The 25,183-nt window shown below is 54.3% G+C and carries 19 protein-coding genes and 2 pseudogenes; 7 read left to right on the forward strand and 14 right to left on the reverse strand.

Going from position 1 to position 25,183, the window contains the following annotated elements:
• Nucleotides 1–134: 134 nt before the first annotated feature.
• Nucleotides 135–695 (reverse strand): annotated as a pseudogene (locus tag ACHHV8_RS29160) (glycoside hydrolase family 2 TIM barrel-domain containing protein); the annotation flags it as partial.
• Nucleotides 677–1,459, reverse strand: a complete 783-nt coding sequence (locus tag ACHHV8_RS29165; RefSeq protein ID WP_395162793.1) for a sugar-binding domain-containing protein — start codon at nucleotides 1,457–1,459, stop codon at nucleotides 677–679. The gene ACHHV8_RS29165 and the pseudogene ACHHV8_RS29160, both read right to left, overlap by 19 nt.
• 118 nt (nucleotides 1,460–1,577) lie before the next feature.
• On the opposite strand from ACHHV8_RS29165, the gene ACHHV8_RS29170 reads away from it, so the two are divergent.
• Entirely contained in the window at nucleotides 1,578–2,516 is a 939-nt protein-coding gene (locus ACHHV8_RS29170; RefSeq protein WP_395162794.1) for a helix-turn-helix domain-containing protein, read from the forward strand.
• Nucleotides 2,517–2,695: 179 nt separating this feature from the next.
• Here the strand turns inward: ACHHV8_RS29170 and ACHHV8_RS29175 are convergent, their stop codons facing one another.
• The 4 genes from ACHHV8_RS29175 to ACHHV8_RS29190 are packed head-to-tail and all read right to left on the reverse strand — an operon-like array spanning nucleotide 2,696 to nucleotide 4,565.
• Nucleotides 2,696–3,154 (reverse strand): GNAT family N-acetyltransferase, encoded by a 459-nt coding sequence (locus tag ACHHV8_RS29175; RefSeq protein ID WP_395162795.1) that lies wholly within the window; start codon nucleotides 3,152–3,154, stop codon nucleotides 2,696–2,698.
• 48 nt (nucleotides 3,155–3,202) lie between these two features.
• A complete protein-coding gene (locus ACHHV8_RS29180) occupies nucleotides 3,203–3,520 on the reverse strand; it encodes a GNAT family N-acetyltransferase (protein WP_395162796.1) in 318 nt (105 codons plus the stop codon).
• Nucleotides 3,517–3,669: a hypothetical protein gene (locus ACHHV8_RS29185; protein ID WP_395162797.1), complete on the reverse strand. Its 153-nt coding sequence runs from the start codon at nucleotides 3,667–3,669 to the stop codon at nucleotides 3,517–3,519. The genes ACHHV8_RS29180 and ACHHV8_RS29185 overlap by 4 nt, the downstream gene beginning before the upstream one ends.
• Nucleotides 3,670–3,692: 23 nt before the next feature.
• Nucleotides 3,693–4,565 carry a helix-turn-helix domain-containing protein gene (locus ACHHV8_RS29190; protein WP_395162798.1) on the reverse strand — a complete coding sequence of 291 codons (873 nt, stop codon included), beginning with the start codon at nucleotides 4,563–4,565 and terminating at the stop codon, nucleotides 3,693–3,695.
• 704 nt (nucleotides 4,566–5,269) lie between these two features.
• Here ACHHV8_RS29190 and ACHHV8_RS29195 point away from each other — a divergent pair.
• From ACHHV8_RS29195 to ACHHV8_RS29205, 3 genes are all read left to right on the forward strand, one after another.
• Nucleotides 5,270–5,557, forward strand: a complete 288-nt coding sequence (locus ACHHV8_RS29195) for a hypothetical protein (RefSeq protein ID WP_395162799.1) — start codon at nucleotides 5,270–5,272, stop codon at nucleotides 5,555–5,557.
• The gene (locus ACHHV8_RS29200) at nucleotides 5,554–6,342 is read left to right on the forward strand and encodes a phytanoyl-CoA dioxygenase family protein (RefSeq protein WP_395162800.1); all 789 of its coding nucleotides are present in this window, start codon (nucleotides 5,554–5,556) and stop codon (nucleotides 6,340–6,342) included. Before ACHHV8_RS29195 ends, ACHHV8_RS29200 begins: the two co-directional genes overlap by 4 nt.
• A 222-nt stretch (nucleotides 6,343–6,564) precedes the next feature.
• Complete coding sequence (locus ACHHV8_RS29205) at nucleotides 6,565–6,966, forward strand: DoxX family protein (protein ID WP_395162801.1); 402 nt, start codon at nucleotides 6,565–6,567, stop codon at nucleotides 6,964–6,966.
• A 3-nt stretch (nucleotides 6,967–6,969) separates the two neighbouring features.
• On the opposite strand, the pseudogene ACHHV8_RS29210 reads toward ACHHV8_RS29205, so the two are convergent.
• Nucleotides 6,970–7,715, reverse strand: a pseudogene (locus ACHHV8_RS29210) (helix-turn-helix transcriptional regulator).
• Nucleotides 7,716–8,534: 819 nt separating this feature from the next.
• Between ACHHV8_RS29210 and ACHHV8_RS29215 the strand changes: the two are divergent.
• On the forward strand, nucleotides 8,535–9,326 hold the full coding sequence (locus tag ACHHV8_RS29215) for an arylamine N-acetyltransferase family protein (protein WP_395162802.1): 792 nt from the start codon (nucleotides 8,535–8,537) through the stop codon (nucleotides 9,324–9,326).
• Between the two features lie 137 nt (nucleotides 9,327–9,463).
• Here the strand turns inward: ACHHV8_RS29215 and ACHHV8_RS29220 are convergent, their stop codons facing one another.
• The 7 genes from ACHHV8_RS29220 to ACHHV8_RS29250 all read right to left on the reverse strand — a co-directional run bounded on the left by ACHHV8_RS29220 (nucleotide 9,464) and on the right by ACHHV8_RS29250 (nucleotide 24,383).
• A complete protein-coding gene (locus ACHHV8_RS29220; RefSeq protein WP_395162803.1) occupies nucleotides 9,464–11,539 on the reverse strand; it encodes an S-layer homology domain-containing protein in 2,076 nt (691 codons plus the stop codon).
• Nucleotides 11,493–15,632: a fibronectin type III domain-containing protein gene (locus tag ACHHV8_RS29225; protein WP_395162804.1), complete on the reverse strand. Its 4,140-nt coding sequence runs from the start codon at nucleotides 15,630–15,632 to the stop codon at nucleotides 11,493–11,495. The genes ACHHV8_RS29220 and ACHHV8_RS29225 overlap by 47 nt, the downstream gene beginning before the upstream one ends.
• Nucleotides 15,633–15,668: 36 nt before the next feature.
• Nucleotides 15,669–17,264: an immunoglobulin-like domain-containing protein gene (locus ACHHV8_RS29230; protein WP_395162805.1), complete on the reverse strand. Its 1,596-nt coding sequence runs from the start codon at nucleotides 17,262–17,264 to the stop codon at nucleotides 15,669–15,671.
• The gene (locus ACHHV8_RS29235) at nucleotides 17,233–18,819 is read right to left on the reverse strand and encodes an Ig-like domain repeat protein (RefSeq protein ID WP_395163654.1); all 1,587 of its coding nucleotides are present in this window, start codon (nucleotides 18,817–18,819) and stop codon (nucleotides 17,233–17,235) included. The genes ACHHV8_RS29230 and ACHHV8_RS29235 overlap by 32 nt, the downstream gene beginning before the upstream one ends.
• 343 nt (nucleotides 18,820–19,162) lie before the next feature.
• The gene (locus tag ACHHV8_RS29240) at nucleotides 19,163–21,364 is read right to left on the reverse strand and encodes an Ig-like domain repeat protein (protein ID WP_395162806.1); all 2,202 of its coding nucleotides are present in this window, start codon (nucleotides 21,362–21,364) and stop codon (nucleotides 19,163–19,165) included.
• 480 nt (nucleotides 21,365–21,844) lie between these two features.
• Nucleotides 21,845–22,435 carry a hypothetical protein gene (locus ACHHV8_RS29245; protein ID WP_395162807.1) on the reverse strand — a complete coding sequence of 197 codons (591 nt, stop codon included), beginning with the start codon at nucleotides 22,433–22,435 and terminating at the stop codon, nucleotides 21,845–21,847.
• A 34-nt stretch (nucleotides 22,436–22,469) separates the two neighbouring features.
• A complete protein-coding gene (locus tag ACHHV8_RS29250; RefSeq protein ID WP_395162808.1) occupies nucleotides 22,470–24,383 on the reverse strand; it encodes a hypothetical protein in 1,914 nt (637 codons plus the stop codon).
• Between the two features lie 213 nt (nucleotides 24,384–24,596).
• Here ACHHV8_RS29250 and ACHHV8_RS29255 point away from each other — a divergent pair, with 213 nt between their 5' ends.
• Together ACHHV8_RS29255 and ACHHV8_RS29260 are read left to right on the forward strand one after the other, a co-directional pair.
• On the forward strand, nucleotides 24,597–24,794 hold the full coding sequence (locus tag ACHHV8_RS29255) for a hypothetical protein (protein WP_395162809.1): 198 nt from the start codon (nucleotides 24,597–24,599) through the stop codon (nucleotides 24,792–24,794).
• Between the two features lie 237 nt (nucleotides 24,795–25,031).
• The gene (locus ACHHV8_RS29260) at nucleotides 25,032–25,169 is read left to right on the forward strand and encodes a hypothetical protein (RefSeq protein WP_395162810.1); all 138 of its coding nucleotides are present in this window, start codon (nucleotides 25,032–25,034) and stop codon (nucleotides 25,167–25,169) included.
• Nucleotides 25,170–25,183: the final 14 nt, after the last annotated feature.

Raw genomic sequence — 25,183 nt, forward strand, 5'->3', positions numbered from 1 at the left:
CCCCACTCCATATGGAAGAAGGAGTCGACGTTCTCGAACGCCTGGCGTGAGCTTTCCTCGTAATCCGTGTAAATGCCGCGGTACCAGCCCGCCCAGATGGAAGGCGAATACACGTCGATAATGTCTTTGCAAAATTCGCAGCGGCGAATTGCCGTCAGCCGGCCCGGGTCCAGCTTATGCGACAGCTCATGAAGCTCCTTCATCAATGCCTGGATCGCCGGGATATCGAAATAATCGAAATCGCACTCCCAGTCGTTCTCGTTGCCGAGCCCCCACAAAATTACCGAAGGATGGTTATAATGCTGCTCGATCATCGCGCTCAGCATATCGCGGCACTGTTGCTTGTACTGCTCGCCGCCGAGACCCCCTCGGCACCACGGAATTTCTTCCCAGACCAGAATGCCCAGCTCGTCACACAGCTCCAGCACGATCCGGGACTGCTGATAATGGCCGAGGCGGATAAAGTTGACGCCCATGTCCTTAATCAGGTGCATCTCGGTGCGGATCATCTCTTCGGTCATCGCCGGGCCAACGCCGGCATGATCCTCATGACGATGCGTACCGCGCAGCAGAAGCCGTTCGCCGTTCAGCTTGAATGGGCCTTTGGTGACAAATTCGAAGCTGCGCACACCGAACCGCTCCACGACTTCCGTGTGCCCGTAAGCGCTGTCCAGCTCTACCGTGCAGCTGTACAAGTACGGCTCGTCCGTAGTCCAGAGCGTCGGTCCGTTAATTCATGCAGCGACAGCTCCTTCATGCCTTCCCACGCCTTGGTGCTGGTCTCGAATGCGGCCAGCTCTTTTCCCTCGTGGTCGCGCAAGCGCACCGTCAGCTTCACCTCATCCGCCGAATGGCCCTGCGGATTATACAGCGCCGCCCGCACTTTGACCGTGCAGGACTTGAGGTCCTGGGACAGCTGCGGCTCCACGTGCACGCGCTCAAGCGATACCGCCGGAACATACACCAGGTTCAGGTAACGGTAAATGCCCCCGTACAGGTTGAAATCGCTCGCATCCGAAGGAATCGTCTCCAGCTCGCGGCTGTTATCGCAGGCGACCGCGATCGGGGTCAAGCCTTGATAGCGCTCGATCGCTTTGGCTTCCTCGACCGCATCGGTGATATCCACGGTAAATTCGTCATAGCCTCCGAGGTGAGAGCCTACCTTGCTCGTGTATACGTACACATCGGTACGCTGTCCCGCTCCTTCGAAATGCAGCAGCGTCCGTCCCTGCGGATACGGATTGCTGACGGCAAGCTTCGTCCGGTACCAGCCTTGCCCCTGATAATATTTGCCGTCGGGGTCCAGCACGTCCAATCCGTTGTACGTATGCGGCAGCTCTACCGCATGCCACGGCACATTATAGTGGTTCTGCAGCTTGTCCTGCCGCCAGACCTCCCAAGGGCCGCCCAGGCTTCCGCGGTGATGCTCCCAGTGCTCGTTCAATCGCTGCTTCTTCACAATGCTTCACGCTCCGTGTACTCATTTGATGTATAAGTTCATGTCATTTGTCTGCTATCCATTCCCCCTATAGCTTAGCAAAAAATACAGCCGCATTGTTTGGCGTCCTTATGATAAAATGTTGTTATATTACGGCGAATCTCATGGGGTGAACGTTGCGATGCGCATCATGAACTATATGAACCTGAACCAGCATCCGGTTCAGTTATCTTTTGTCAGAAACCGGACGGACGAATTCGTCGAAATCTATCATGCCCACCAAGGGATGGAGCTGCTGTATGTGCATGAAGGCGCCGGGCAGGTCATTGTTAATCAACAAATTTCAGAGCTGGCTCCGGGCACTTTGATCTGCTTCCGCCCCTTTCAGCTGCACCGGATTCAAATCAAGCTGCCGCCTGCAGCCAGGTATATCCGCTCTCTGTTCGTCTTTGAGCCGACGGAGCTGGAACGATACCTGGCCCCTTTTCCATCCCTGCAGGCCTTCTTCCACCGATTGTGGAAAACGCCGCTCGCGCAGCAGATTGTGTCCGGTCTTCCCCAGGGGCGGATGCTCGGATTGATAGAGGATTACCGGGAACGCATCGCCCAGTCACCGCAGGAGCGGATGCTGGAGGAACAGATGCTGTTTCTGGTCGCTCTGCTGCATTTGGTCTCCGCGCAAAAGCCGGCCGTTTCCGCCGAGGCCTCCCTGGAATCCTCCTCTTCCGGGTCCGGAGCATCCGGCAAACCCAAATCGTCCACAGCGGAGCAGGTTATGGAATGGATCGAAGAGCATTACATGGAGGAGTTCCAGCTTGACGCTCTTGCCAAGGCGGTTCATCTGTCGCCTAACCATGTTTCCGCGGTGTTCAGGCAGACGGTAGGCACCAGCATTACCGAATATTTAACGGCGCGGCGCATTCGCCAAGCCTGCTGGCTCCTGCGCACGAGCGACGCAGCCGTACAAGAAGTAGGCCAGGCCATCGGCTTGAGCAACTTCCCTTATTTTTGCCAGCTGTTCAAAAAGCACGTCGGGCTGACGCCCTACAAATATAAGCGGACGATCGGGCAGCCGTAGCCGCACGGTTAGCGCTTCACATTTTAGCAGCACAATCACACCCGCTGAATAGCCTGCAACGGAAGCTGGCGCGATCATTCCAGCCTCTTAACGACTAAACCCCAAAAGGCGGGCGTGTTGTGTTCATACGCCGTACGTCTTTTGGGGTTTATTTTTTATCCTGTTGATTATTTGGTCCATTAACTATTTGAGACTACAAACTTCAATAAAGGCAGCAGCATCGTTTCATTGACGGCGGAAGGCTTATAGCCGATTCTAACTGCTCCCTGTTTCAAATAAAACGCTTCGGCATGAATATCACTCTTGATGATAAACCCGCTAATACCAAGCTCTTTTACGGTCTTCAAAAGATGATTCCACAAGAATTTGCCGACGCCTTGACCTATCCTTTGGGGATGGATAAAAAACCAAACTAATTCATGCTCTGTCCCGATCTCCGTCAGTTCGTAAAATCCTATAACATCCTCCTCCTGTTCGATAACATAAACATGGTTATCCTGGATAACTTGCTCCGTGATGTTCATATACTCACGAGCCGCCTCGAGGTATCCTTGATCGTATCCCCAGTACGATTTGGATTCAAATGCAAGCTGTGTGAGCAAAGACGCTTCCTCAGGCACTGCTTCTCGTGTCCTCATCTGTTTCCCACCTTTCAAACCGGCTTAATTGCTGCCAGCCTATGCCGTCTATAAAATCATTTCGAACTCGATCTCATGCTGAATCGGAATGCCCTCATCGCTTACCAAAGGAATGCTCGGCTTTACCAATCTAGCCTCATGCACTGCATGGCGATGAATACATTTCATATCAAACCCGCGCTTCTGATAAAATCGAATGGCATGAATATTATCGTTTGTCGTAATGAGCCACATTCGCTTATAGGGGCCTGCTTGCAGGCGTTCTTTAACAAGGTTAATTAATGTCGTGCCAATTCCAGCGCCTTGACGGTAGCTATTCAATGCCACGATCTCGCATTCCTCATCCGCCAAAGCATAGAAGATCATGCCAAGGATATTTCCCGCTGCGTCCTCCGCGATATAACCTGGAAGCTGCCCTTCAAGTGATGAACGTTCCCTCTGGAGACGACAATCGTGCCCCGCGCAGCCAGCAGCTGCTCTCTATGACGGTCACTAATCTCTTTATAACGCACCATTCAGCTCTCCCCCCAGCAAGCTGCTACTCGACCGGCCCCCAGACCTCTTCCTTCTCCTCAATGTACGCCTTTCCGGATGCTTTGCGGTATTCGGTCGGGGACAAGTTAACCGCTTTCTTGAAAATACGTGAAAAATAATACAGCTCCAGGCCGATCTGATCGGCTATAGCCGAAACGGACAAATCCGTAGTGGCGAGCAGCCTGCGCGCTTTATCCAGCCGCTTTTTGTTGATGTAAACAATCGGGGAAAGTCCCATCATCGTTTTGAAGTAATGCAGGAAGTAGTTCGGGTGAAAATGAACCAGCTTGGCCAGCTCTTCCACCGTCATCGGCTCGGCCAGGTGCCGTTCGATATAGGCAAGCACGCTGTTGATCTTCGAGGTACTGGAGATTGCCGTCAAATGAAGCTGCTCCTCGGACTGCTCGATATATTCCGAAATGATCTCGAGCAGCAGCGATTTAATGCGCAGCGGTGCGGTGACTTGATTGCTGCGGCTGAGCACCATCAGCTGTTCGAACTGCCGCTCCAGCCGGGCCTCGTCCCGTACCTCGATCCAATGCGGAAGCTCCAGCATTTGAAACAGGTTGATATCCCCGACAGTCGCCGAGAAATGGCACCAATATTTGCCGAGCGGGTTCTCGAGAACCGGGGCGTAGGATAACCTCATGCCGGCCGGCAGCAGGTAAAGCTGCCCTCTGCGCGGGGTATAGTCTCTGCCGCGGAGATGAATCCACCCCTCGCCCTCGCGGATGAAATAAAGGCGGTTTTCATTCGGCATCATATTCGTGGTCCGCCAATTAGCCCCGACTTTCGTATAGTGCGCAATCTGCATATTGATCTGCGTGTTCTCCAGATAACTTCTCATCAGTTGATCCTGTAATTTATCCTGCTCCATATGCCCTCCCACCCAGCCGATATTACCTTAGCATTGTGCAAATGTTTGCTATTATCATACATCCTCAAGCATGGGTTTGCATACTACAATAATGATTGTAAGCAAGAACAACCGCATCCTGGAATGGGATGTCCGCTCGATTGGAAGGAACGGCCGGCTGAATTACGCTGCTGGATGAAGACGGGAGAGAGGATCTTGCAGAGAACAAAGTAATCGCTTACATTTTTGTTCTTATGAAGGATCGGGCTACGCAGCTTGGCAGGCAACTCCCCGCCCATTCTCTGTCATTTGACCAGCTATATGCGGTACTTTCCAGATTCATCCGATTTCATCCGGGTATCACAAGCTTTATAACATTCATGCCTTTACAATGCGCCAGACCTCATTAGAACTCATCAGATTGTATCACACTTCATCAGGATTACATCAGATTGCATCAAATTTCATGAATTTTCGGCAGATCTCATCAGATTACATCATTTTTCATCAGATTTGACCATTTTCCATCATTCCCCTTCAAGCTGCATCGTATTTCATCAGATCTCTGCAAAAGTCATTGGATTAAAACCGTAACAATTAGACTGAAGCGAAGCAAGCTGTTCGGCCAGCCGCCGCTTCTACCCGGATTCATTGAAGGGAAGCTCCAAGCTTGGCCTTCAGCTTTGCAAAATGAAAGTAAAACTTTTTTTGAGGAGGCCCTTTCTATGAGCACGACCCGCCAGCAAATCTTGATTCTGCACCTGCACGATCCCGATCTCGAGTCCCGCACCGTGGCCTGGGCGCTATACGACAGTACGATTCCTAAAGGACAGCTGCAGATGAACACAGGCGACTCCAACGAGCCCCCGTATGAATCCGTGCTGGATGCGATGCGTGACGGCTGGAACGTGATCCAGCTGCCTGTGATGCCGATTTTCCGTACCGGCTTCGAGCACGAGCAAGGTCATTTGCCGTATGAATATGTTCTTGAAAGAAAGGTGACAATCCAATGAGTAACGTTGAAAAGCAGCATCTTCTGACCGCCAAGCAAATGGCCGAATTTGCGGCAAACGGCTTTCTGAAGCTTGACGAAATCGTACCGAAGGAATTAAATGACGCCGCCTATAAGGAACAGCGGGAATATACGGGGCCGGGCGGGCAGTACTGGAACGAATCGAAGGTTATACGCGAAATTTTCGAGCTGCCGCAGGTGAAGGGCGCCATTCAAAGCTTTGTCGGCCGCTCTCCGATCTATGACCATTCGTTTATGCATATCGTTCGCGCCAAGCATCTGAAGGGACAATTCTATCATGCCGACTCCGTTATCGATACGCGTCCGTTCGGCTTTGATATTCAAGCCTTCTACTTCTCTCACGATGCGCCTGACGAAATGGGCCCGACGCTCGTGCTTCCGGGATCGCATCTGCGCAAGGTAAGCAACGGCAGCATCGCACGCTATAAAAATATTATCGGTCAACAGCGGATGGTGTCCAAAGCGGGGTCTATCGGCTTCCTTCATCACGGCATTTGGCATTGTGCCCAGCCGAACTTTACGGATGAGACGCGTTACGTGTTCAAGCTCCGGCTTCGCCCCGGACAAGAGCAGCGCAGCTTGTTCAACACGGACGATTACGACAGCCCTGAAGTACGGGATATTATCAAAAAAGCCCAGCACCGCTGGTGCGGGGACGAGGCCCGCGTGAACCAGATTCAAATCGCCAAGTTTTGGCGGTACCTGTGCGGCGACGATAAGGTCGACGCTTCGTTCGAAGGCGCGCTGACCCGGATGGGAATATAGCCAGCTGCGCCGCATGGGGGGCGACCAGCCGTCGCGCAGCGTCACAGTGCTCGAGTGAGGTTCGCTCTTCCTGCAAGCCTGGAACCTGTTTTTTCTCGGGTTCCGGGCTTTTTTATGTGAAAAGAGCAATCGATGAGAAATAAGCACGAAGGAGATCTGTTAACCTGAAAAGGAGTAAAACGAGTCTGGAAAACAATGAAACTGCGAAGGAGAATCCATTTTATGAAATCAATGAATCTCACGTATTGGATCATCACCGGGCTGTTATCCGCCCTCATGCTCTTGGGCTCGGTGCCGGACCTTCTGATGAATCCCGATGCCGTGGCGCTGTTCGCCCAACTGGGCTACCCGGCCTATCTGCTTCCCTTCCTCGGCGCGGCCAAAATAGCAGGCGTAGCGGCCATCCTCATTCCCGGCTTTCCGCGCATCAAGGAATGGGCCTATGCCGGCTTGACGTTCGACCTGGCCGGCGCCATGTACTCGACTATCTCCGTAGGCGATCCGGCCGGAGGATGGCTGCTGTTCCTGATCGGATTCGCGCTGATTGCCGGATCGTATATTTTGCACCACCGCAGACAAAAGGCCTCAACAAGCGGCAGCGCTAAGTATACCGGAGCATTCTAGGCATCATTGGCGGTTCAGCTTCTGGACGCGCTCCAGAAACCGGTTCATCAGCAAGGGCAGGGAAATCAGGATAGGCGGGTCGTCCGCCCGGGGAGCACGAAGCGTCACATGCTGATGAGGGACGACCGAATAGGGCTTCACAATCAGCGGCTCCGTGGAGCGTGTCCGCAAGGTGGAATGCGGAAGCATGAAATCCATCGCCTGCATCCCCCAGGAAACGGACGTTCCCATCAAGTAATACGTGCCGGGCTTCACGCCGGTAAATCTGAATTTCCCTAAAGCGGAAGAAACCAGCGTACCGTAAAGGGGAAGTCCCTCGGGGATGGGTCTGGCGAACAATCCTATAAGAATGACGCCCTCAAAAGGGACTTCCGTGCGGACGGTCCTTCTACGGTTCCGTGCTGAATCAGAATCGGATAGGAGGAAGCCGTCCAATCTTCTAACCGGCTTAGTATTTGCAGATGATCGTCCGCCTGCGGTTTCGAATTCCGGAATGCGGCAGGAGTCATGCCTACCCGTTCCGTAAAACGGGTCGTAAACGTCCCGAGACTTTGCTGGCCGATTTCCAGTCCGATCTCCCGTATGCTGAAGTTCGTCTGCAGCAGTAGATCCTTAGCCTTCTGCAGCCGCAGGGAGGATACGTAATACAACGGGGACAGACCCGTTCGTTCTTTAAAAATCCGGGTAAAATGGTATGGGCTGTAGGCTGCGTAGCTGGCCAATTTGGAAAGCGGAAGCGGTTCATCCATGTGGCGGTGAATATAAGCAATGACGGCGTCCACTTCTTCGGTGTATCGGGGGGCAGTCAAGAGGGCTGCACCTTCCTTTCGAAGATCGTTCAAACGAACGGTGACGACAGGAAAAGAAGAAGAATAAATCCAATGCTGAGCAAAGCTGGCTATCGCTGCACGTACACGGAACATTTGTTCTCGTTTATTTTACCACATTTTTCTTGTAAATGAAATGATAAAACGCTTATCGACTTTTTTCCATGGATATTCGACGATTGCAGCAGGGATTCTTACCGCCGCACCGATAGGACTAGCTGAACACAAGCAGCAGGCCAATATCCAAGATCCACAAGACCGGCAGCAAATTCACGAAAATGGCCGTTCGTCTTCTGCGCAGCCTAAGCAGCCAAGCCGTAATGGAGCAGCCTATCACGGCTATCGGGTAAGCGCTGATGGCAATAAAAAACAAAGTATTCTACAAATAACCCCCCGCATCGAATACCATCACCGACATGCCCCATATAAATAACCATGGCAGTAGGCCGAGAGCATATATAATTTGACTTATGATCAGAAATATTTCACGCAGCACCTCCTCCGCAGCACATAAGCTTAAATCCCCGCCGCTCCATCCTATGGTAACACGGCCTTCCTCTCCAACGACCCTGTTTTTAAAATTTATATTCAGAGGTCAGAAGGTGTCCCTGCCCCTTATCGATTTCTCTCCCTCTTCCTTCAAAGCTTATGATAAGATGAAGAAAAGCCCCGATTCGGGAGCCCTTTCCACGATCATGACCCTGCTTCAATCAAGATGAATACAGGAGGAATGAACAATCAATGGGAACCGACTTATCGCCTGACGTGCTTGCCTACTTGGAACGGATCAGTTTTACGGGTATGCCGGATGCAACAAGCATCGCTGCGCTGGCCGAGCTTCAGGAACGGCATCTTCATACCGTCCCCTATGAAAACCTGGATATTCTCGACAGGATACCTCTATCGCTGGACATTAAAGACCTGCTGAGCAAAATCGTCAGACGCCGCCGGGGCGGCTACTGCTTTGAGCTGAACGCTCTCTTCGGCTGGCTGCTGCGCGAGTTGGGTTATCCCGTCACTGATCTGATGGCCCGCTTCTGGCGGGACGAACCCTCACCCCCTCCCAAAAGACGCCACCATGTGCTGAAGGTAGAAGCCGAAGGCGAATTCTTTTTGTGCGATGTGGGGGTAGGAGGAATCGTTCCCCGCCGGCCGATAAAGCTGGAGGAAGGCCTCGTTCAGAGGCAGGGGGATGAGACGTACCGGCTCGAACGCGATCCCTGCTTCGGTTGGGTGCTCTGCGAATGGAAGCGGGATACGTGGAGCTGGCTGTACTCCTTCACGGAAGAGCCCCAGCTGTCCAAAGATTTCATTATGGCAACCTACTGGTGTGAACATGCAGCGGATTCAATATTCGTTAAACAGCCGATGGCGGCTCTGCGCACCTTGCAAGGACGTCACACCTTGGCGGCGGGCAAGGAATTCAGAATCTTTACCGCGGACGGAGTCAGCTCCTTCGTTCCTCAGAACGAGGAGGAGTACAAAGAAGCCCTCCACGCTTATTTCGGCATCCGCCTTGAAAGCGGCCAGTGATGCTTTAGCGGTCTCTCCATGCTTCTGCCTGCAAAAAAAACAAACCTCCCGGACGACTTCCTGTCCGGGAGGTTTGCTGCTTTAGAGATGGAAATCGTATCCGGCGGCTTTGCGCCAGGAGCCGATTCCGCCTTTAATTATTGAAATGTGTCCGTATTCACCCAGTGCGCGATCATCGCCGCCGCTTCCTCGCGGGTAATCGTGCTTTCCGGTTTAAAGGAGCCGTCCGGATAACCGGAAATAATGCCGCTATCGGCTAAAGTATTAACATAAACCTTAGCCCAGCCAGGTATCTGGCCTTCATCCGTGAAGACTGCCGGATTGGCCGTCTGCCGCTCCCAAGTCCGGCCCAATATTGAAGCGGCCTGCACTCTGCTGATATGAACCGACGGCTCGAACACCGTCTTGTCTCCAACGGCAGTGCCGTCGACCCAGCCGTTGGCATACGCCGTCTGCAGGAACGGCCTGCCCCATTCCGGAGTCGCGGTCCAGTCCGCAAACGGCGGTTCGCCTCCGGTTTTCAGAGGCTGTGCTGCCCCCATAGCAGCAGTGATAAGCTTCGTAAATTCAAGTCTCGTGATCGGACGAGACGGTTCGAAATACGATCCGTCCTCTTTTGTAACCCCGTCAGCCAGCTGAAGAGACAGCAGCGTTTTTACATATTTGTCCGACCAGCGTTCCTTCATATCGTTCATCACGGGCATAGCTTTATTCTCCATCAGGGCAAACGTGCCCAATCGTTCTACCTCGGCACTGACCGTATGCGTTTGCGGATCAATGACACCGTCGACATACTGCCATTTTTGAAGCTTTTCATTATAGCGGTAGATGCCGAGCAGGTCCGTATTATCTACATTCTCCGGGGTATACTGCAGTTCCAGCTTGACCGGCGCAGCAAGCACCGAGCTCGTCCTGGCCATCTGGATAGAATACAGCTCACCCTGGACCTTCAACTGACCCGGCGGGTAGTTCTGCAAATACGAGGCCGCGTTATCTACCGCAGCCACAGCCACCGCATCCGCTTGAGTAAGCAGCTGCTCCGGAACGGTCAGCTTGCCTCTCTCCCCGATCGGCAGTGTCGCCGTTTGGCCGGGGATCAGGCTGTAGTTTCCAATCAGCTTCAAATGCTTATCTTTGGCAATGAGCTCGGCGAGCACATTTTCCAAAGTCCGGTCGATTTGCGCCGTATCCGGTCCGACAGGGGGCACTGTGCTTCCCCCGCTGCTATTATTATGCTTATGTCCTCCGGTTGTCGGTCCCGTATCTCCGGGATCCGGGATTGTCCCGGGATCGGGATTCGGCGTAACGGTATCGCCATTGACCGTGATCTGAGCCACGTCTTCAAAAGCAAAATCGCTTGTCGTATAATAAGCGGCTTTCACGATGACTTTACCGGAGCCGGATGCCTGAAGCTGGCCGTCCGGCGTCACAGACGCGATCGAATCCCCCATCATCACAGACCATTGGACGTCGGCGGGATTCATCGTGACCGCATTGCCGGCCTGGTCACGTCCCTCTAATGTAAACGATTGACGATCGCCCACTTTCATGGTGGAGGCGTACGGGTCAAGGGCAATCTTTTTCAGCGGCTTCAATGCCGTATTCACAATTTCCGTCTGATAGGATGACTTATTCCCCGCCGGATCGGCCGCTTCTATCGTCACCGTCTTGGACATACTGCTGCCCAAATCCAGTTCCGCGGCAAACCGGCCGTTCACGTCAGGCGACACCGTCATACCGTCCACCGTCAACTGAGAATCACGGTCGGTTGTCCCTTTTAATACAATCTTCCCGTTGGCGTTAACGTCCTGCGCGGGATCGATCATCAGCGGAGGAGCAGTCGTATCTATTGTGAAATTCACCTGCGATGCGGACGTATCGCCTTGTTCATTCACAGCTTCAAACTCCACCTTATGATCCCCGTCCGCAGCCGGGATCGAAATATCCCAGGCGCTGCCTTCCTTCAGCGACACCGCGGTACCATCCAATTTCACCATCGTCTTCACCGCTTGGTCCGAGCTGAAATGGAGGACAGGCGCTCCCTGATTCGTAATTTTCGTCTTGGCCCCATTCGCTTCCGTCTTGTCTAAAAATTCGCTTCCGTAAGTAACCGTCAGCTTCGCCGGATTCGGAACAGGCAGGAAGACCGGATCGGAATAAGCCGTCTCACTGTAATGAAGCACACCATCCGCCGTCTTCCGTTCGGTAATCAATCCCACCTTGTAGGAGGTGCCCGGGAGGCAGACCAAGCGTAGCCCCTTTGTCCGTCCGGTACTGTCCGCCGATAATAGCGCCGGATTCGTCCGCTGCGACGAATTTTTCGCCCACCGTGTCCACCTTGCTGCCCTGTTCATCGTAAACTTCGACGTAATAGCCGGTGACCTCTGCAGACTTGGAGCCTGTCCAGCTGACATCAAGCTTTCCGTCTCCGAACAATGCAGCTTTTACGCCCTCAGCCGGCAATGGCGCATTCGGATCGTCCAAGCGGATCGGCTCGGAATAGATGCTTTGCTGTCCGGTCTGTCCGTCGCTTAACGAAACGCGGATATAATAGGTACCTGATTTCGTATCCTCAGGAACAGACGCCAGCATCGTTCCTGCTGTCGGGTTCACCCCGGATGCGATGGTAACGCCCGCTTCTTCCTGGTTACGGGCCAGGGAAACCGTCAAGCGGGATTGCGCCGCGTTGCTGGCAGTCCAATCCACCTGAAGCTGACGGTCGTCGACCTTGCTTACCTGCACGCTCTCCAGCTTAGGCGCAGGAGTAACATCATAACCTACGAGAGAAACAGGTTTATCGGCAACGATCTGCCAGTTTCCGCTTGCAGGAGCTTGAACGGATATAAACAATTTTTGCTCCGTTTCGCCGCTTGCGCTGTTCTCTGCCGGTACTGTCTGCTGCAAATAGTTGCTGTTCGGCTGCCCCTCAGGAATCAGCACGTATTCCGATCCGTCCGGACGGTACACGTGAAGCTGCGGCTGCGTGCCGCTGTAATTAATCTCAAAGCAGGCCAGCGCCTGATCTCCGATAGCTACCGTATGCTGCGTCTTCTCCGTCCCGGACGGCGTTTGTTCCAGCAGCCCTGCAATATCGGCGTTGGAAAGCGAAGCCACCTGGCGTTGAAGAGGCAGGTTGTTATCGGATGTAATGCGTTTGAAGTTTCCTCCGACTACCATCGTGACCGGCTTGCCGTCTTCGGTCTTCAGCCGTTCGGTGTACAAGCCTTCCCGGGTCCGAATCGGCACGATGCCCTGCGCATCGGCGAACTCGACGCCTTGTCCCCAATAATAGCGGACACCGACCGGAAGGCCGATAACCTCTACGGAGCCCCATACGCTTTCGGAGCTGACGCCGAGCTCGGCGCCGGCGAGTGTTTTGCCGCCCGCGATCGGAATCCATTTCGGGAAGACGACCGCTGCCTTGGCGTAGCCCTCGAACCGCTCTCCCGAAATGTATATATACACCTCTCCGATGACGACATCGACGATGTTGAGCTTCGCCTCCAGCTCCAGCTTGGCCGGCTCGGCCCACTGCACGTCCGCCGAGACCTCTTTCATGAAAGGAAGCTTGGCGATTTCAAAGCCGCCTTCCAGCGAGAAACCAAGGCGGGATACTTTTAGCGTAAACTCCCCTTCGAGTACCTCGGCCATCTTGATCGCTGCAGCGAGCACGATTTTACCGGGGCCGTCGGAAATACTGCTGACGTCTTCCACGCCGCCGCCGAGCATCGTCACGAACACGTCCGGCGCAACCATAATGCCGGGTTCTCCCTTGGCCGACAAGAACAAATCGTCCACCTTCGGGGTGCCGTCCTGAATGGCGATGGTCAGAATGCCATGGAACTCAAGCACCTTAATCTTCAACTGTGCATCGACGCCGTAAATATTATCAATGGTATTAATAGTTAATGAGGCACTGGCTTCATTCTTCATCATGCCGCCCAGGAAATCCTCGGGAAGCCCGATCGAAACGGTCGTATCGATGCCAATAAAGCCGACTTCGCTGTTTTCTTTCTCCCCGAACAGCACATTGTCTATCGAAGCGCTGAAATCAAACATGGAGTCATCCACGCTGCCAGGCTCGTATTCGGGGTTTTGCTTATTCCACTTCTTGTCCTTCTCTTCTTTATACTTTTCTTCGCCTCCCGGCAGGAAGGTCAGTGCCATGGCGCCGGAGAACGAAACCGCCTTATCATGCAGAACCGCGCCGTTAATTTCGATACCGAAGCCGCTGATCATCTTCAGCGATTTGCCCAATCCGGCCAATTCCATCGAGACCGGCGACTGGTCATCGTCCGCATCCAGCGCGTAATCCTCGCCATCCTTAAATTCCATCGCAAATTCATACTTCCAAAACTCCATGCCGCCCGAAATACGGAGCGAACCGTTGCCGGAAACCTCGATATAATCCCGGATGTGGGAGCTGTCGTGAGGATTTTTCCGGATCGTCATCGGCGTACCGCCGTATTCGACGACTGAATTCAGCACAGCCGGATTCGCAGTCGTATTGACCACATACTCCGTCGCTCCCGAATCGTCCTTCTTCTCCATCACTTCCCCGCGCACATCCAGCAGGATGCTCTCGTCCTCGGAAAGCCCGGCCTTATATTGCTCCAATGCGGCCTCATCCGCAAGCGAGACGATATCATAAATAAAATCGTCATCCACCGCTGTCTTCTTGACGGCAAGCAGTCCGTAGTACCGCCCCATATATCTGGTATCCGCGCTCACGTTCAGCGTCTGCTGAATACGCTGTTCCCCGAAGTCGCGGTGAGTAATGACGGCTTGGTACACGCCCGGATCGAGCGGAGCCTCTACCCGAAGCATCATGTCCGTATCCGAAGTCACATCCGCCGCATCCGCGGGCAGTTCCGTCCGGACACCGGTCACCGTATTTTCAAGCCGTACCGACCAGCGTGACAAATCCTTATACACATTGAAACCTTGACCCTTCACCGTAATAAACCGGGTGCCGCTCGTATAAACCGTATCCGGGGCCAGCTTCTGGTATTGAACCGCCGGAGGATCCCTGTGCACGCCGGGCAGTAAAATATATCCGCCCGCCGTCACAGGCGCCGTCATGCCTTCCGCTTGAATCTCCACGCGGTATTGCTTCACGGCGTAGCTCTGCTGCGGATCGGCCTTCACCTTCCATTTGAACGCGTAAGTCCCATTCGTTTGAATCAGCGGGGCTGTCTGGTACAACGTACCGTCCTGAACCGCAGCTAACCCGTTCTCGAGAATCAGGGACGCCTTTACGTTGGACAGCATCCGGTTGTTCGCTCTTGTGTTGTCCACCTCGGCGGTAATCTCGAATTCGTTCTCGGCGTAGCCGTCACCGGCTTCATTCACGTTCAATTGATCGGGCGCATAGGCAGCCAGCCCGAAATTGGCTCCATCCGCCGGCTTGCTGAAATTACCGGTGCCGTAGTACGTCTCGAATGTTTTGGTTTCTCCGGCGCCGATCTCGATCGGATTCCAATACAGAGCCACGGCGCTGTCTGCCGCACCGTAGGCATTCGTTTTTTTGGTGAAATCCAGATTCGCATCCGGGCTGTAATCCCATTTCGTTTCGGACAGCTTGTTCCAATGCCCGAATACAACCTGCGACGGCTTCGCGTTCCCGTACCCGCTGAGCAGGCCGTAGGAGAACACCGCAGGATTGAACAAGTTGTCGAGGCTCCGCCAGTACGTCGGCACCTGATCTCCGCTTAGCGACGTCTCCGTCGTAATCGGCTTGTTATCGCCGCCGACAAGGAATGCCGCGCCGTCATTGGAGCCGAGCATCGTATCCAGCAGCATCCGGGCGCCGATCTGCCGGACTGCGCTTCCGTTGTTTGAAACTTCATATTTAACCCGGACATTGCCGATATTCGGGTTCTTGATATCGTCGGCAATTTCCAATGTCTGACGGATGCTCACCCCATCCATGCTCCACACCGATGTATTGGTGCGATCGACATTATGGGGCTTCTCCGTAAACGAGCCGTCCAGGTTCATAAATCCGTAAGCATTGCCGTAAATATAGTCCTTGCCGTCAATCTTGAATGTCGCAAACGATGTTTCCGGCTCCTCTTCCTTATAGAGGAGCGCCGCATCGTTATCCGTTGGGCGGTACGGGTCGCCCAGCACATTTTTGATGCTGAAGCGCCCGTTGTCCGCCTTTACCGAATATTGAATATAATCGTTCTGAGCCGTCACGACACCGGCATGATCCTCCGCATACACCAACTGCTGAAGCAGGCCCGACCAGAGCATTGCGCCTGTGGCAACCAGCGAGACTGCGATCCGGCATATCTTTCCCATACGTCCTCCTTGTAGATCCTAGTTTTGCAAAATGCTTTACAGGGAACTGATATAAATCAGCGCCAGCACCGTACTCCGTTCCTGATCCTGAATGTAGAATGTGTACCATCCGGGAGCATCGGCTTGGAAAACCGTTCCGGACAGCTCCTGCGTTCCGCTCTTCATATCTCCCTTGGTCAGCTTGCCTTTCTTCCACTTGATCTGCAGAGCTCCCTCGGCATTCATCGCCCGGAACTCAAGCTTCGAGCCCGCGACGATCAGCGGCTCCATGCCCAGCTTCGTACCGTTCACGAATACCTGCTTCTCGCTGGCGCCGACCACCGTGACCTGGCGCTCCGCTCTTGCCGTGTTGCCTGCCGAGTCGGAAACGGTATAAATGACCGTGTACGTTCCCGGCTGGCCGATTTCGAACCCGTTCGGATCTATAGCAATCCGATCGTTCAGGCTGCCCTCCAAAGAATCGTCAGCCTCCACATCGCTCAGCTGGTACGTTCCGTTTTGCAGGAAGGTTAGCGGCGTTTGCTGCCCGAACCGAAGCACGGGAGGGGTCGTATCCATATTTTCCACGGTCGCATTCACCGTAGTCTGATTGCCCAGCGCATCGCTGATAACGAAGGTGAATGTACCATTTTCCTTAAACACGAATTGCTGCTGCCCGTTGTTATTGAGCACGGTAATCGGCTCTCCAGCGGTAACGGTTGCCGTCACCGGCATATTCGTCAGCCCGGTTTCGCTATAAGCTACGGATGCCTGGGGCGGCGTATTGTCAATATTGCCGACCGCTGCCGTTACCGTCCCGATATTTCCGGCTTCATCCACGATCGTAAATTCGTAAGAAGCATTTTGATAAAATACGCGCTCCGTTTTGTTCTGGTTGTTAGCCACCTTGAACGGCTCGCCGGCGGATACCGTGACCGTCACCGGCTGGTTGGTCGGTTCCGTCGTACTGTAGGCAACGGTGCCGACCGGCGGCGTTTTATCGATATAGTTCACTTCCGTATGAATTTGCGACTCATTGCCCGCTTCGTCCGCCAGGACGAAATCAAAGGGTCCATTCGTTGTATAGGTGTAGGTCAGCTTCCCGTCATTGTTCTTCACGGTAACCTTCTCGCTCGGCTTGATCGTGACCAGAACATCTTTATTCGTCAGCTTCACCGCCGAATAGGTCACCTGCGCTGTAGGCGCGGTTTTATCGATATTGCTGACGACCGCCCTCACTATGCCCGCATTGCCCGCTTCATCTTCGATCTCGAAGTCGAAGACGCCGTTTTCCGTGAAGGTGCGGACCGGGCTGCCTCCGTTATTGACGACATGCACCGCGGTTTGCGTATCGCTCATGGTAAGCGTTGCGGTGACGTCCTGATTCGTCTTCTGCGTTTGATACACGCTGTAGGTGACCGTGCCTGCCGGAGGCGTTTTGTCGATGTTGGCAACCGTCGCCGTTACCTGCTTGGTGTTGCCCGCCGCATCGCGCAGCTGGTAAACAAATTCCCCGTTGGCGTCGAACTGCCGCTGCGGGCTGCCTCCGTTGTTCACAATAATGACCGGCTCTCCGCTGTTATCGGAAGGAGCCAGCGTCGCCGTGACACTCTGGTTCGGCTCACTGCGTGCTGCTGTAGGTAACGGTTCCATCCGGCGGCGTCTTGTCGATATTGCTTACCGTGGCGACCGCCTCGCCCGAATTCCCCGCCGCATCGGTGAAGGTAAACGTAAACTGTCCGTTCTCCGTAAAGGTGTGTACCGGACTGCCTCCCGCACTCGTGATCCGGTAGGAACCGGAGCTGTCATATACCGTCATCGATACGGTAACATCCTCCCGCGTCCAATCTTGAGTGCTGTAGGTCAGGGTGCCGACCGGCGCGATCAAATCGATATTGCTTACCGTAACCGGAACGCGGTCTATTCGCTCCAGCTCCGGATATGCTACGTTCACATAGAACGTTCCGTTGTTCCTCACCTCATAAACGACAGAGGTCACCGTACCGGCCGAATCGGTCGTACGGTCAAGCAGGGTTGCCTGCATTTGAACAGGAATGTCAACGCTGGATATCGCGCGGACCGGATTGCCGTACACTTCGACGGTCACTCGGACAGGCTGATTCGTCCAATCCCGGGTGGAATAATCTACATTTACCGTCGGCAGGCCGGGATCGATCCAATCGACCGAAGCGGTTTGAGTACCGATATTGCCTGCGGCATCGCTGTATTTAAATTCGTAGGTTCCGTTCTCCTGGAATACGTGGTACGCCCTCCCGTCCTCCGGCTGCAGGATCGTTACGCTTTCCGGAAACGAAATATACGCTGTCACCGGGCTGCCCGTCGCCGTATCCGGCGTGTAGGACAGGCTGGCTGCCGGCGGCGTGTTATCGAGCACGAACGGCCGGCTTGAGCGAACCGTTGCGGCCTGATCGCTGTCAAAAGCCTGGATATGCAAATACCAGCTGCCGTCGCCGCCCGTTAATGTAAACCGGTACGCATTCGGATCATCCGCAATCTTCTCAATCGTCGTACGGATCTGGCCTTCAACCTGGTATGCGCCTGCTGAAGCTTGTTTCCAGCCGGTTGGCGACGGTGTCGGATCTTGGCTCCATTGATAATGCATATCCGCATCTACCGGCAGGGCGGACGAATTCGTTACGCTGGCTGTCACCGCTGCCGATTGTGCGGGGATGGCGTTGCCATCCTGGGACAAGACTATCTCTACGTTCTCCTCATAGATCCAGCTGACCGCCGCTGGGATCTGCGCTTCATTGCCCGCCTCATCCTCCAGCTTGAAGATAAAGTCGCCATTCGATGTAAAGGTTTTGGCTAGCTCTCCATTATTGTTGGTTACCTTCAGCTTATCGGCCGAGGATACATTGTCGCTTAACTGCACCAGCGTCGCCGTTACGCTCTGCTTGGTCGGCGTTGTCATCGAATACTGAACCGAAGCCGTCGGCGCCGTCCGGTCCATAGTGACATCCGCGCTGTATACGGTACTCTCATTGCCCGCTTCATCGCGGAATTTCACTTGAACGGTGTAGCTCCCCTCAGCGTCGGGAAGCTCCGCCTCCGCATCCGCCGTGTAGGATCTCCAGCCGCTCCACAGAGCTCCGTTATCCGCCGACAAATTATATTCCAGCCCGCCGAGTCCGCTCCTTTCGTCCTGTGCGGCCAGCTGCAGCGGAATTACATGCTCTTTCGTCATGGGCTTTGCGATAGTTATGCCGCCGGTCGGAGCCGTATTGTCCAGTACATACGGATTGCTGCCGGACGCTAAGGCCACATTGCCGGCATCGTCGACCGCCTTCACGTGAACGACCCAAAGGCCGTCTCCACCCGTCTTTTTCGGCGGCGCCAATGCCGTAATCAGCTGCCAGCCGCTGTCTTCCGGCGAGACGGTTTCTCCCTGCAGAGTCCACTTGTAGTAAAGCTGAACCGCCGTATGCGCATCCGCCGCCGATACTTCTGCGGCCGCCGTTTTGCTTGGCGTCGAAGAGGTATTCTCCGTCAAGCTGATCTCAGGCGGAGTGTTGTCGAACAAAAATGGCTTATAAAGCACAGTATGATTGCCTGCCGCATCGGCTGCATCCAAATGAAGATAATAACTTCCGTCCAAATCCGGATCGGAAGTAAAAGCGATCCCGCTGCTTGCGGATTTCCAGCCCGCTCCGGGACCCGGCGTATCCGTGCTGTCGGTCTGAAATATAAGAAACACTCTGCACTCCGCCCGCATCCTGCACGTTAACGGTCACCTGGTAGCTCCGCTCATACTGCACGTCGCCCGCCGGCGTCACGGTCACAACCGGCGCGTCGCGGTCAATCGAATAAGATAATGAAATAAAGTCCGTACGGTTCCCCGCTTGATCCTCTACCCGGACCGCAAGCTTCCATTGTCCGGATTGGCTTGCTCCTGTCAGATCCGATTCTATAGCATCCGTTAAATTCCCCGCCGTCCATTTGCTTTCGTCCACGGCGGCATTGTCCTTTAACCACTGATACTTGATCTGATTTCCATTGATGCCGGCCTCGCTGTCGCTCGCTACAATCCGCACAGCATATTTTTGTGCAGGCGCTGTGCTTCCATCGGCATCCACGGCAACCGTAGGCTTCGTGTTATCCAATTTCACGGCTTGGGTCGCAACGGTTTCGTTGCCGGCTTTATCGTGCGCCTTTACATGCAGATAGTAGTCTCCCGTTGCATCCGCAGGGGTCGATATCTCCGTCCCAGGCGCGGCCGTAAGAGCCGTTACCCCGCTCCAGTTCGAGACAGGAGCCGAGTCTGCAGACCAGTAATAAGAAAACAAATCATCCGGCCCGGAGCCGTTCGTATCGCTGACATCGACGCGAACCTTATGGCTCTGCTTATAAACCGAGGCATTCGAGGCGCTGAACGCTACGGCCGGAGGCGTGCGGTCGATGCGGATATTTTGGGCCAGCAGACCGGACACCGCCCGGTCTTGTATCGCATTGCCCGCAGCATCGACGATCGTGCCTCCCGTAAACGCCCCGGACAAGGCAAAATCGAGCGCCGCCGTATCCTGATCCGCCGTGTCCACCGTATAGCGGAACGTGAGGTGGTCGACTCCATTGCCAATGCCCGTGCTGACCGCCGTTCCGCCATTATTGAAATGAAGCTGAGGCGATCCCGTTACACTGACCGGCTCCGTAAAGTAAATGGAAATATCCGCTGCTTCACCGGCTTTTAACACGGTATCGCGGACGCTGGACGTTGTCAGGGGCCCGTTCACGGCCGGAGGAACGCCGTCAACCGCAAAATGGCTTGAAGCCAGCACATTTTGAAAACCGGCCGCCGTATCGATGCTTTCATTTCCGCTCAAATCGACCGCATTCAGCGTTTGATCTACAATCGTTACCGGATTGTTCGTGAAGCCTAAGGCCGACTGTTGATCCCCGCTTCGCACCGTATAGCTGTAAGTCAGCACATTGGACTGATTCCCGCTTACATATACGGCCGAGCCCCCGGTATTCATCGCAATGGTTTGGGTCGTGTCCACCGTTACCGGCTCGTCGAACTCGAACTTCAAAGCGATGCTCTGTCCGGCTGTAAACGTTCCGGGCACAGCATCGGACGAAATTTTGCTCAGCAGCGGGCGGTTCTTGTCTTTAAAATAAACCCGGATGTTCCGGGCCCCGGCCTCCTGATCATCATCATCGGACGAAAAGGTCAGCTGCAGCGTTCTTGTTCCGGAGGTCAAGCTGAACCAGCCCAGATCCAGATTATTCTGCCAGTCCTGCAAATCGTCGAAATATTTCTCCGTGCCGTTCTCGCCGTCACCTATGTATTTCAGCGTCGTTGCCGACCCGTTGGCCGCCTTCTGCTCCAGCTTGAAGTACAGCCAGTCATCGTCAAGCGAGCCGTCGTAGCTTAGCGCGTCGAACTTCACCTTCACCTGCAGGTCACCCTTGTCAATGATCTGCTGCAAAGCGCTAAGATCCAGCGAGTAGCCCGCTCTCCAGCTGCCTGAATCGCCGTCGGACTGAACATAGGCATTGACGCCGGACAATGTTTTGCTTGTATCAAGTCCATACTGGTCCGTCAAAGCGGCAAGACCAAAATTGTTCTTGGCCTCCACCTCGCTGTCCGAGCTGCCCGCGGAAGCCAACTGAAACTGGCCGGCCGCCGGCGCAGCCCAGGCTACCGAAGCGGTATAGCAATTTACCACAGCGGCGATCCAGGCGATAAACATAACATACCGAATCGTCAGCGCCGTTTTTTTCCTTCTGTTCATGGAATGGTCATAACCCCTTTCGTCTCATGAAAAATTCAGCTCCAGGCAAGCCTGCTCGATTTTCCTGGCTTACCCGGGGCTAGCATGGATTTCCAAGTTCTGAGAATCATTATAACATAGGATTACAGTCCTAAATTATAATTTTTCTTTGCCGTTAGGTGAGCATTTACACCATAAACCGGAAAATTGCGACAAGGAACACCTGCAGCAGCAGTGCTTACAGCTTCCAAGGATGTTAGGCATAAAGACCTATCACCCGAATGAGAAGAATACCGGCAGCCCCAAACGGCTAAGGGTACGAAACCCGGCATATGAACCGTCACACGGAAAGCTCTGAAGTGATGGGAATAAAAAAAGCGGCTGGGCGCCCTAAGGCTTTGCCCAACCACTTTGATCGATACTGCAATTCACTAAAAAAAGGAAATCATTCATTCTTATCTTTACAATATAAGGAATTCCGTTTCCGTGCTCATACAGTGCCTACTGCTTCGCTTCCGAGGCTTCCGAAGCTGCCGGGGCTTCCGCCGCCGGCGCGTCAGCCTTGGCCTGCGGCACCGCCAGCTCAAACTTCCGGCTGTCGTTCACTCCGATCGTTTCTACACGGCCGTTCGTGTTCACCCAGCCTTGAGCCAGAAGCGAAGCCTGACCGGAGTTTACGGTGATGCTCCCTAGATACACCCGCTCCGCGCAGGTCTTATGGTTACCGAAATTAATATGGTAAACCCCGGTGGCATGCGGCTTCAAGACAGTCGGCTGCCCCGGTGCGATCGTCGAACCGATATCCCGGTAAGAGGAGCCTTCCGAGGTAAATTCCGTGCCGTCCTGCATATACAAATGCATGGTTATATCTGCCGCCGTATTCCCGGCATTGGACAGCTGGAACGAGAAATCGTGTGAATCCTCTGTGCTGCAGTAATTGTTCGCCGGGATTTGGAATGCCATTTCACTAGGCAGCGCCGGCGGCTGCGGCGCGATTCCTCCGGGCGATTCAACGGCGGCTCCAGCCGGAACGATAAACATCATGCTAAGCGCGATAGCGGGAAGAATAGCTTGCTTCAAAAGGTTTCTCATCTTGTCGTCTCCTGATTCTCATCTCTTGTTATTATTACTTCGCGGTAACCTCAAACTCCTGCTGCCATACGATACGTTCCCCGATTTTCACCGCAGCGGTGAATTCATTGTCTCCCTGAATTAGAGGCTCGGCTGCCGACAGCTCATACAGACTGGCGACGGCAAACCGCATGCCCGTGTCCTCCCTGTTCGACGGCAGCGCCCCCGCTGCCTCTGCTGACGTGCGGCGGGATAACGACAGCTGCGGGTACAGCGTCTCCCCCTTGCGGACTTGGTCGAGGGCGTATGCTTTGATCTCCAGCGGAGACCCTGCCGCCGCTTGAGCCGGCCAGTCCGGCGCTTCTACGGTATACGCCTTCGCCGCCAGAAAAAATACCGGGGCCGCGTCGTCCTTCGTCCAGACAGCGCCGAACAGCGTCCGCACATCCTCCGACCGCAGGTAGAGCACGCCGTTCTCTAACTCAGGAGCGGACTGCAGCTTCACTGTCCGCTGCTGCCGCCCGTTCCACAGCGTGACGGCGGTGTCGGCGCCTTCTTTGATCTTGAACGCGTACCGCGTCTCCGGCGACAGCGTAACCCAGCCGTCCGGATCAGGGGAGATCAGCTTATAGCGCAGCGCATCGGCGACGGACGAGACCGATAAATAGTGAACGCCGGATCGAACAAAGCCTATCGGCTTACTGCCATAATCGGTCAATGTCTCCCCGGACTGGACATACGGCAGCGCGGATAATGTCTGAAAAGATACCTGGAGCCTCGGCTTGCCGTCCGGCACTGTCAGCCTGTCGAACTGCGGATCGATCCGGAACCAAGCCCGGCCGGCATACGACTGCGTACGAAACCAGGTGGAGCCGTCCGGATCGTTCCAATAAGCATCGGTTCGAACGGTCTGCGCGGCAAGCGGTTCATAGGCTTTCAGCATCCGTGCATTCGGATACTGGTACAAAGACGTCTGCGTATGAAGGCGGATATCCAGAACCGCAGGTACGCTGTGCTCCGGCTCGCCCAGCGACCGGTTGATCCATCCATCGCCTTGAGAGGTTAAAACATGATACCAGACCCCGATCCCGTTAGGGTCACTCCCTACCTTCTCCACGGCGGTGACTGTCTGCGGCACCACCGTGCCAAGCTGTGCGGCATTATCCAGGAACGAGTCGAACAAGGCGACCTCCGACGGGAGTGTCAGGTATTCATGGATCGCCTCGATGTCCATTCCCGGTTCGCTAATCCACTTCTCTCCAATATCGGTCTCCACCCGGTACGCTTTACCGAACGGCGTGACATATTCCCCGGTTACATGGGCATAACGATTCTCCAGCTTACCTACCTGTGCTGCCTGCAAATAACGGACCGGCGGGCTGTCGTATACCTCTGCATACATCAGGTATGTTCTGCGGTCCGTCTTGCGCAGATAGCCGACCGAACCGAGCGGAACGTGAATCCATTGGTCGCCCAGCCACGAGGTGCTGATTTTCAGCCATACGGGCTCCGTGCCGTCCTTCACTTGAAACCACTGCTTCCCGGCTCCGACTATCTGCACCTCCTGAGGAGACAGCACCGCGTTCGGCTCTTCCTTCGCGTTCGGACTGCCGTAGATCGGCGTCTCCTGCAGCAGCGTCACCTGCTCGGGCGGCGGCACGTCAAAGGTACCCGGCTCCGTAACGATCCACTTGTCCCCCAGCCAGGTCCGGATCTTCCAGCGGTTCCGTTCATTCACCCAGCCGTTCTGCCCTTCCAGCACTTCCACATCCTGCGGGGAAATGATTCCGGCCGGATGATTCGGGTAATCCGTTTCCACGTTATCGTAGAACGGCGTGTCTTCCAGCAGCTGAATATGCGGCGGAATCCTCAGAGGCTCCGGCTTTTGCGTAATTGCCTCTGCCTGCCCGGGGGGCAGCCACCAAAGCAGCTGAAGGAAACATAAGGCGGCCGCGATTGTTTTCTTCATGGTTCACATCCTTTTCATCCAAGTAAAGATTCGCTATATGGTTAGACGCACACAGCTGCCGTTTGTTTCCTTAGGGTAAGTCCCATTTTCGCTCCATGCCGGGTCCCCTTCGTTTCAAACCGGCGCAACCGGTGTAAATAATAGACGTGGATTCCACCGCAAGCGTTCGCCATGGCCCCCGTAAATTTGAACAGGCAAAAGAGAGGTACAAACATGCAAACATCTTATTTTCAATCCAATTCCAATGAAGACTTCCGAACCATTGACGATATTATCGATTTCTATACAAAAGCCCACGCGGATGAGCATCATTCCAACCAGGGCTGCGGCAATCAAAATAAATCATTCGCTGCGAAGGGTGATCGTGAGGAGGAGAACCGTTCCCACACAGCTAAACCATTGAATAATTAACCTTGGCGGTTGAGGGCTTCGTTCCCTCAGCCGCTTTTTTTGCCAAGGCAAGCGTGCATCAAATCGAGATTAGGTACCGGAAAATCGGATGCAACTTTGCCCTCGTTTGCATCGTCTTTAGGAATATAGAGGAAATCATCTCCATATATATATGAAGTTTGCAAACATTTCACCATGAGCTTTATTCCCATGGTAAACTAGTAGCAGCAGCCTCACACAATAAGGAGCAGGAGCGGCATGGCATCGAAATTCGAAAGAAAAAACGCCCGGAAGCAGCGGGAATGGCGCGTTGCGGCCATCACTGCGCTTTCCGGCTGTCTGGCGGCAATCGTACTCTGGATCGGGATTATTTGGCTTGGAATCAAGATGGACTAAAGCTGAGGAGTGGA

The sequence above is a fragment of the Paenibacillus sp. TAB_01 genome, assembly GCF_043945595.1.
Taxonomy (GTDB): Bacteria; Bacillota; Bacilli; order Paenibacillales; family NBRC-103111; genus Paenibacillus_S.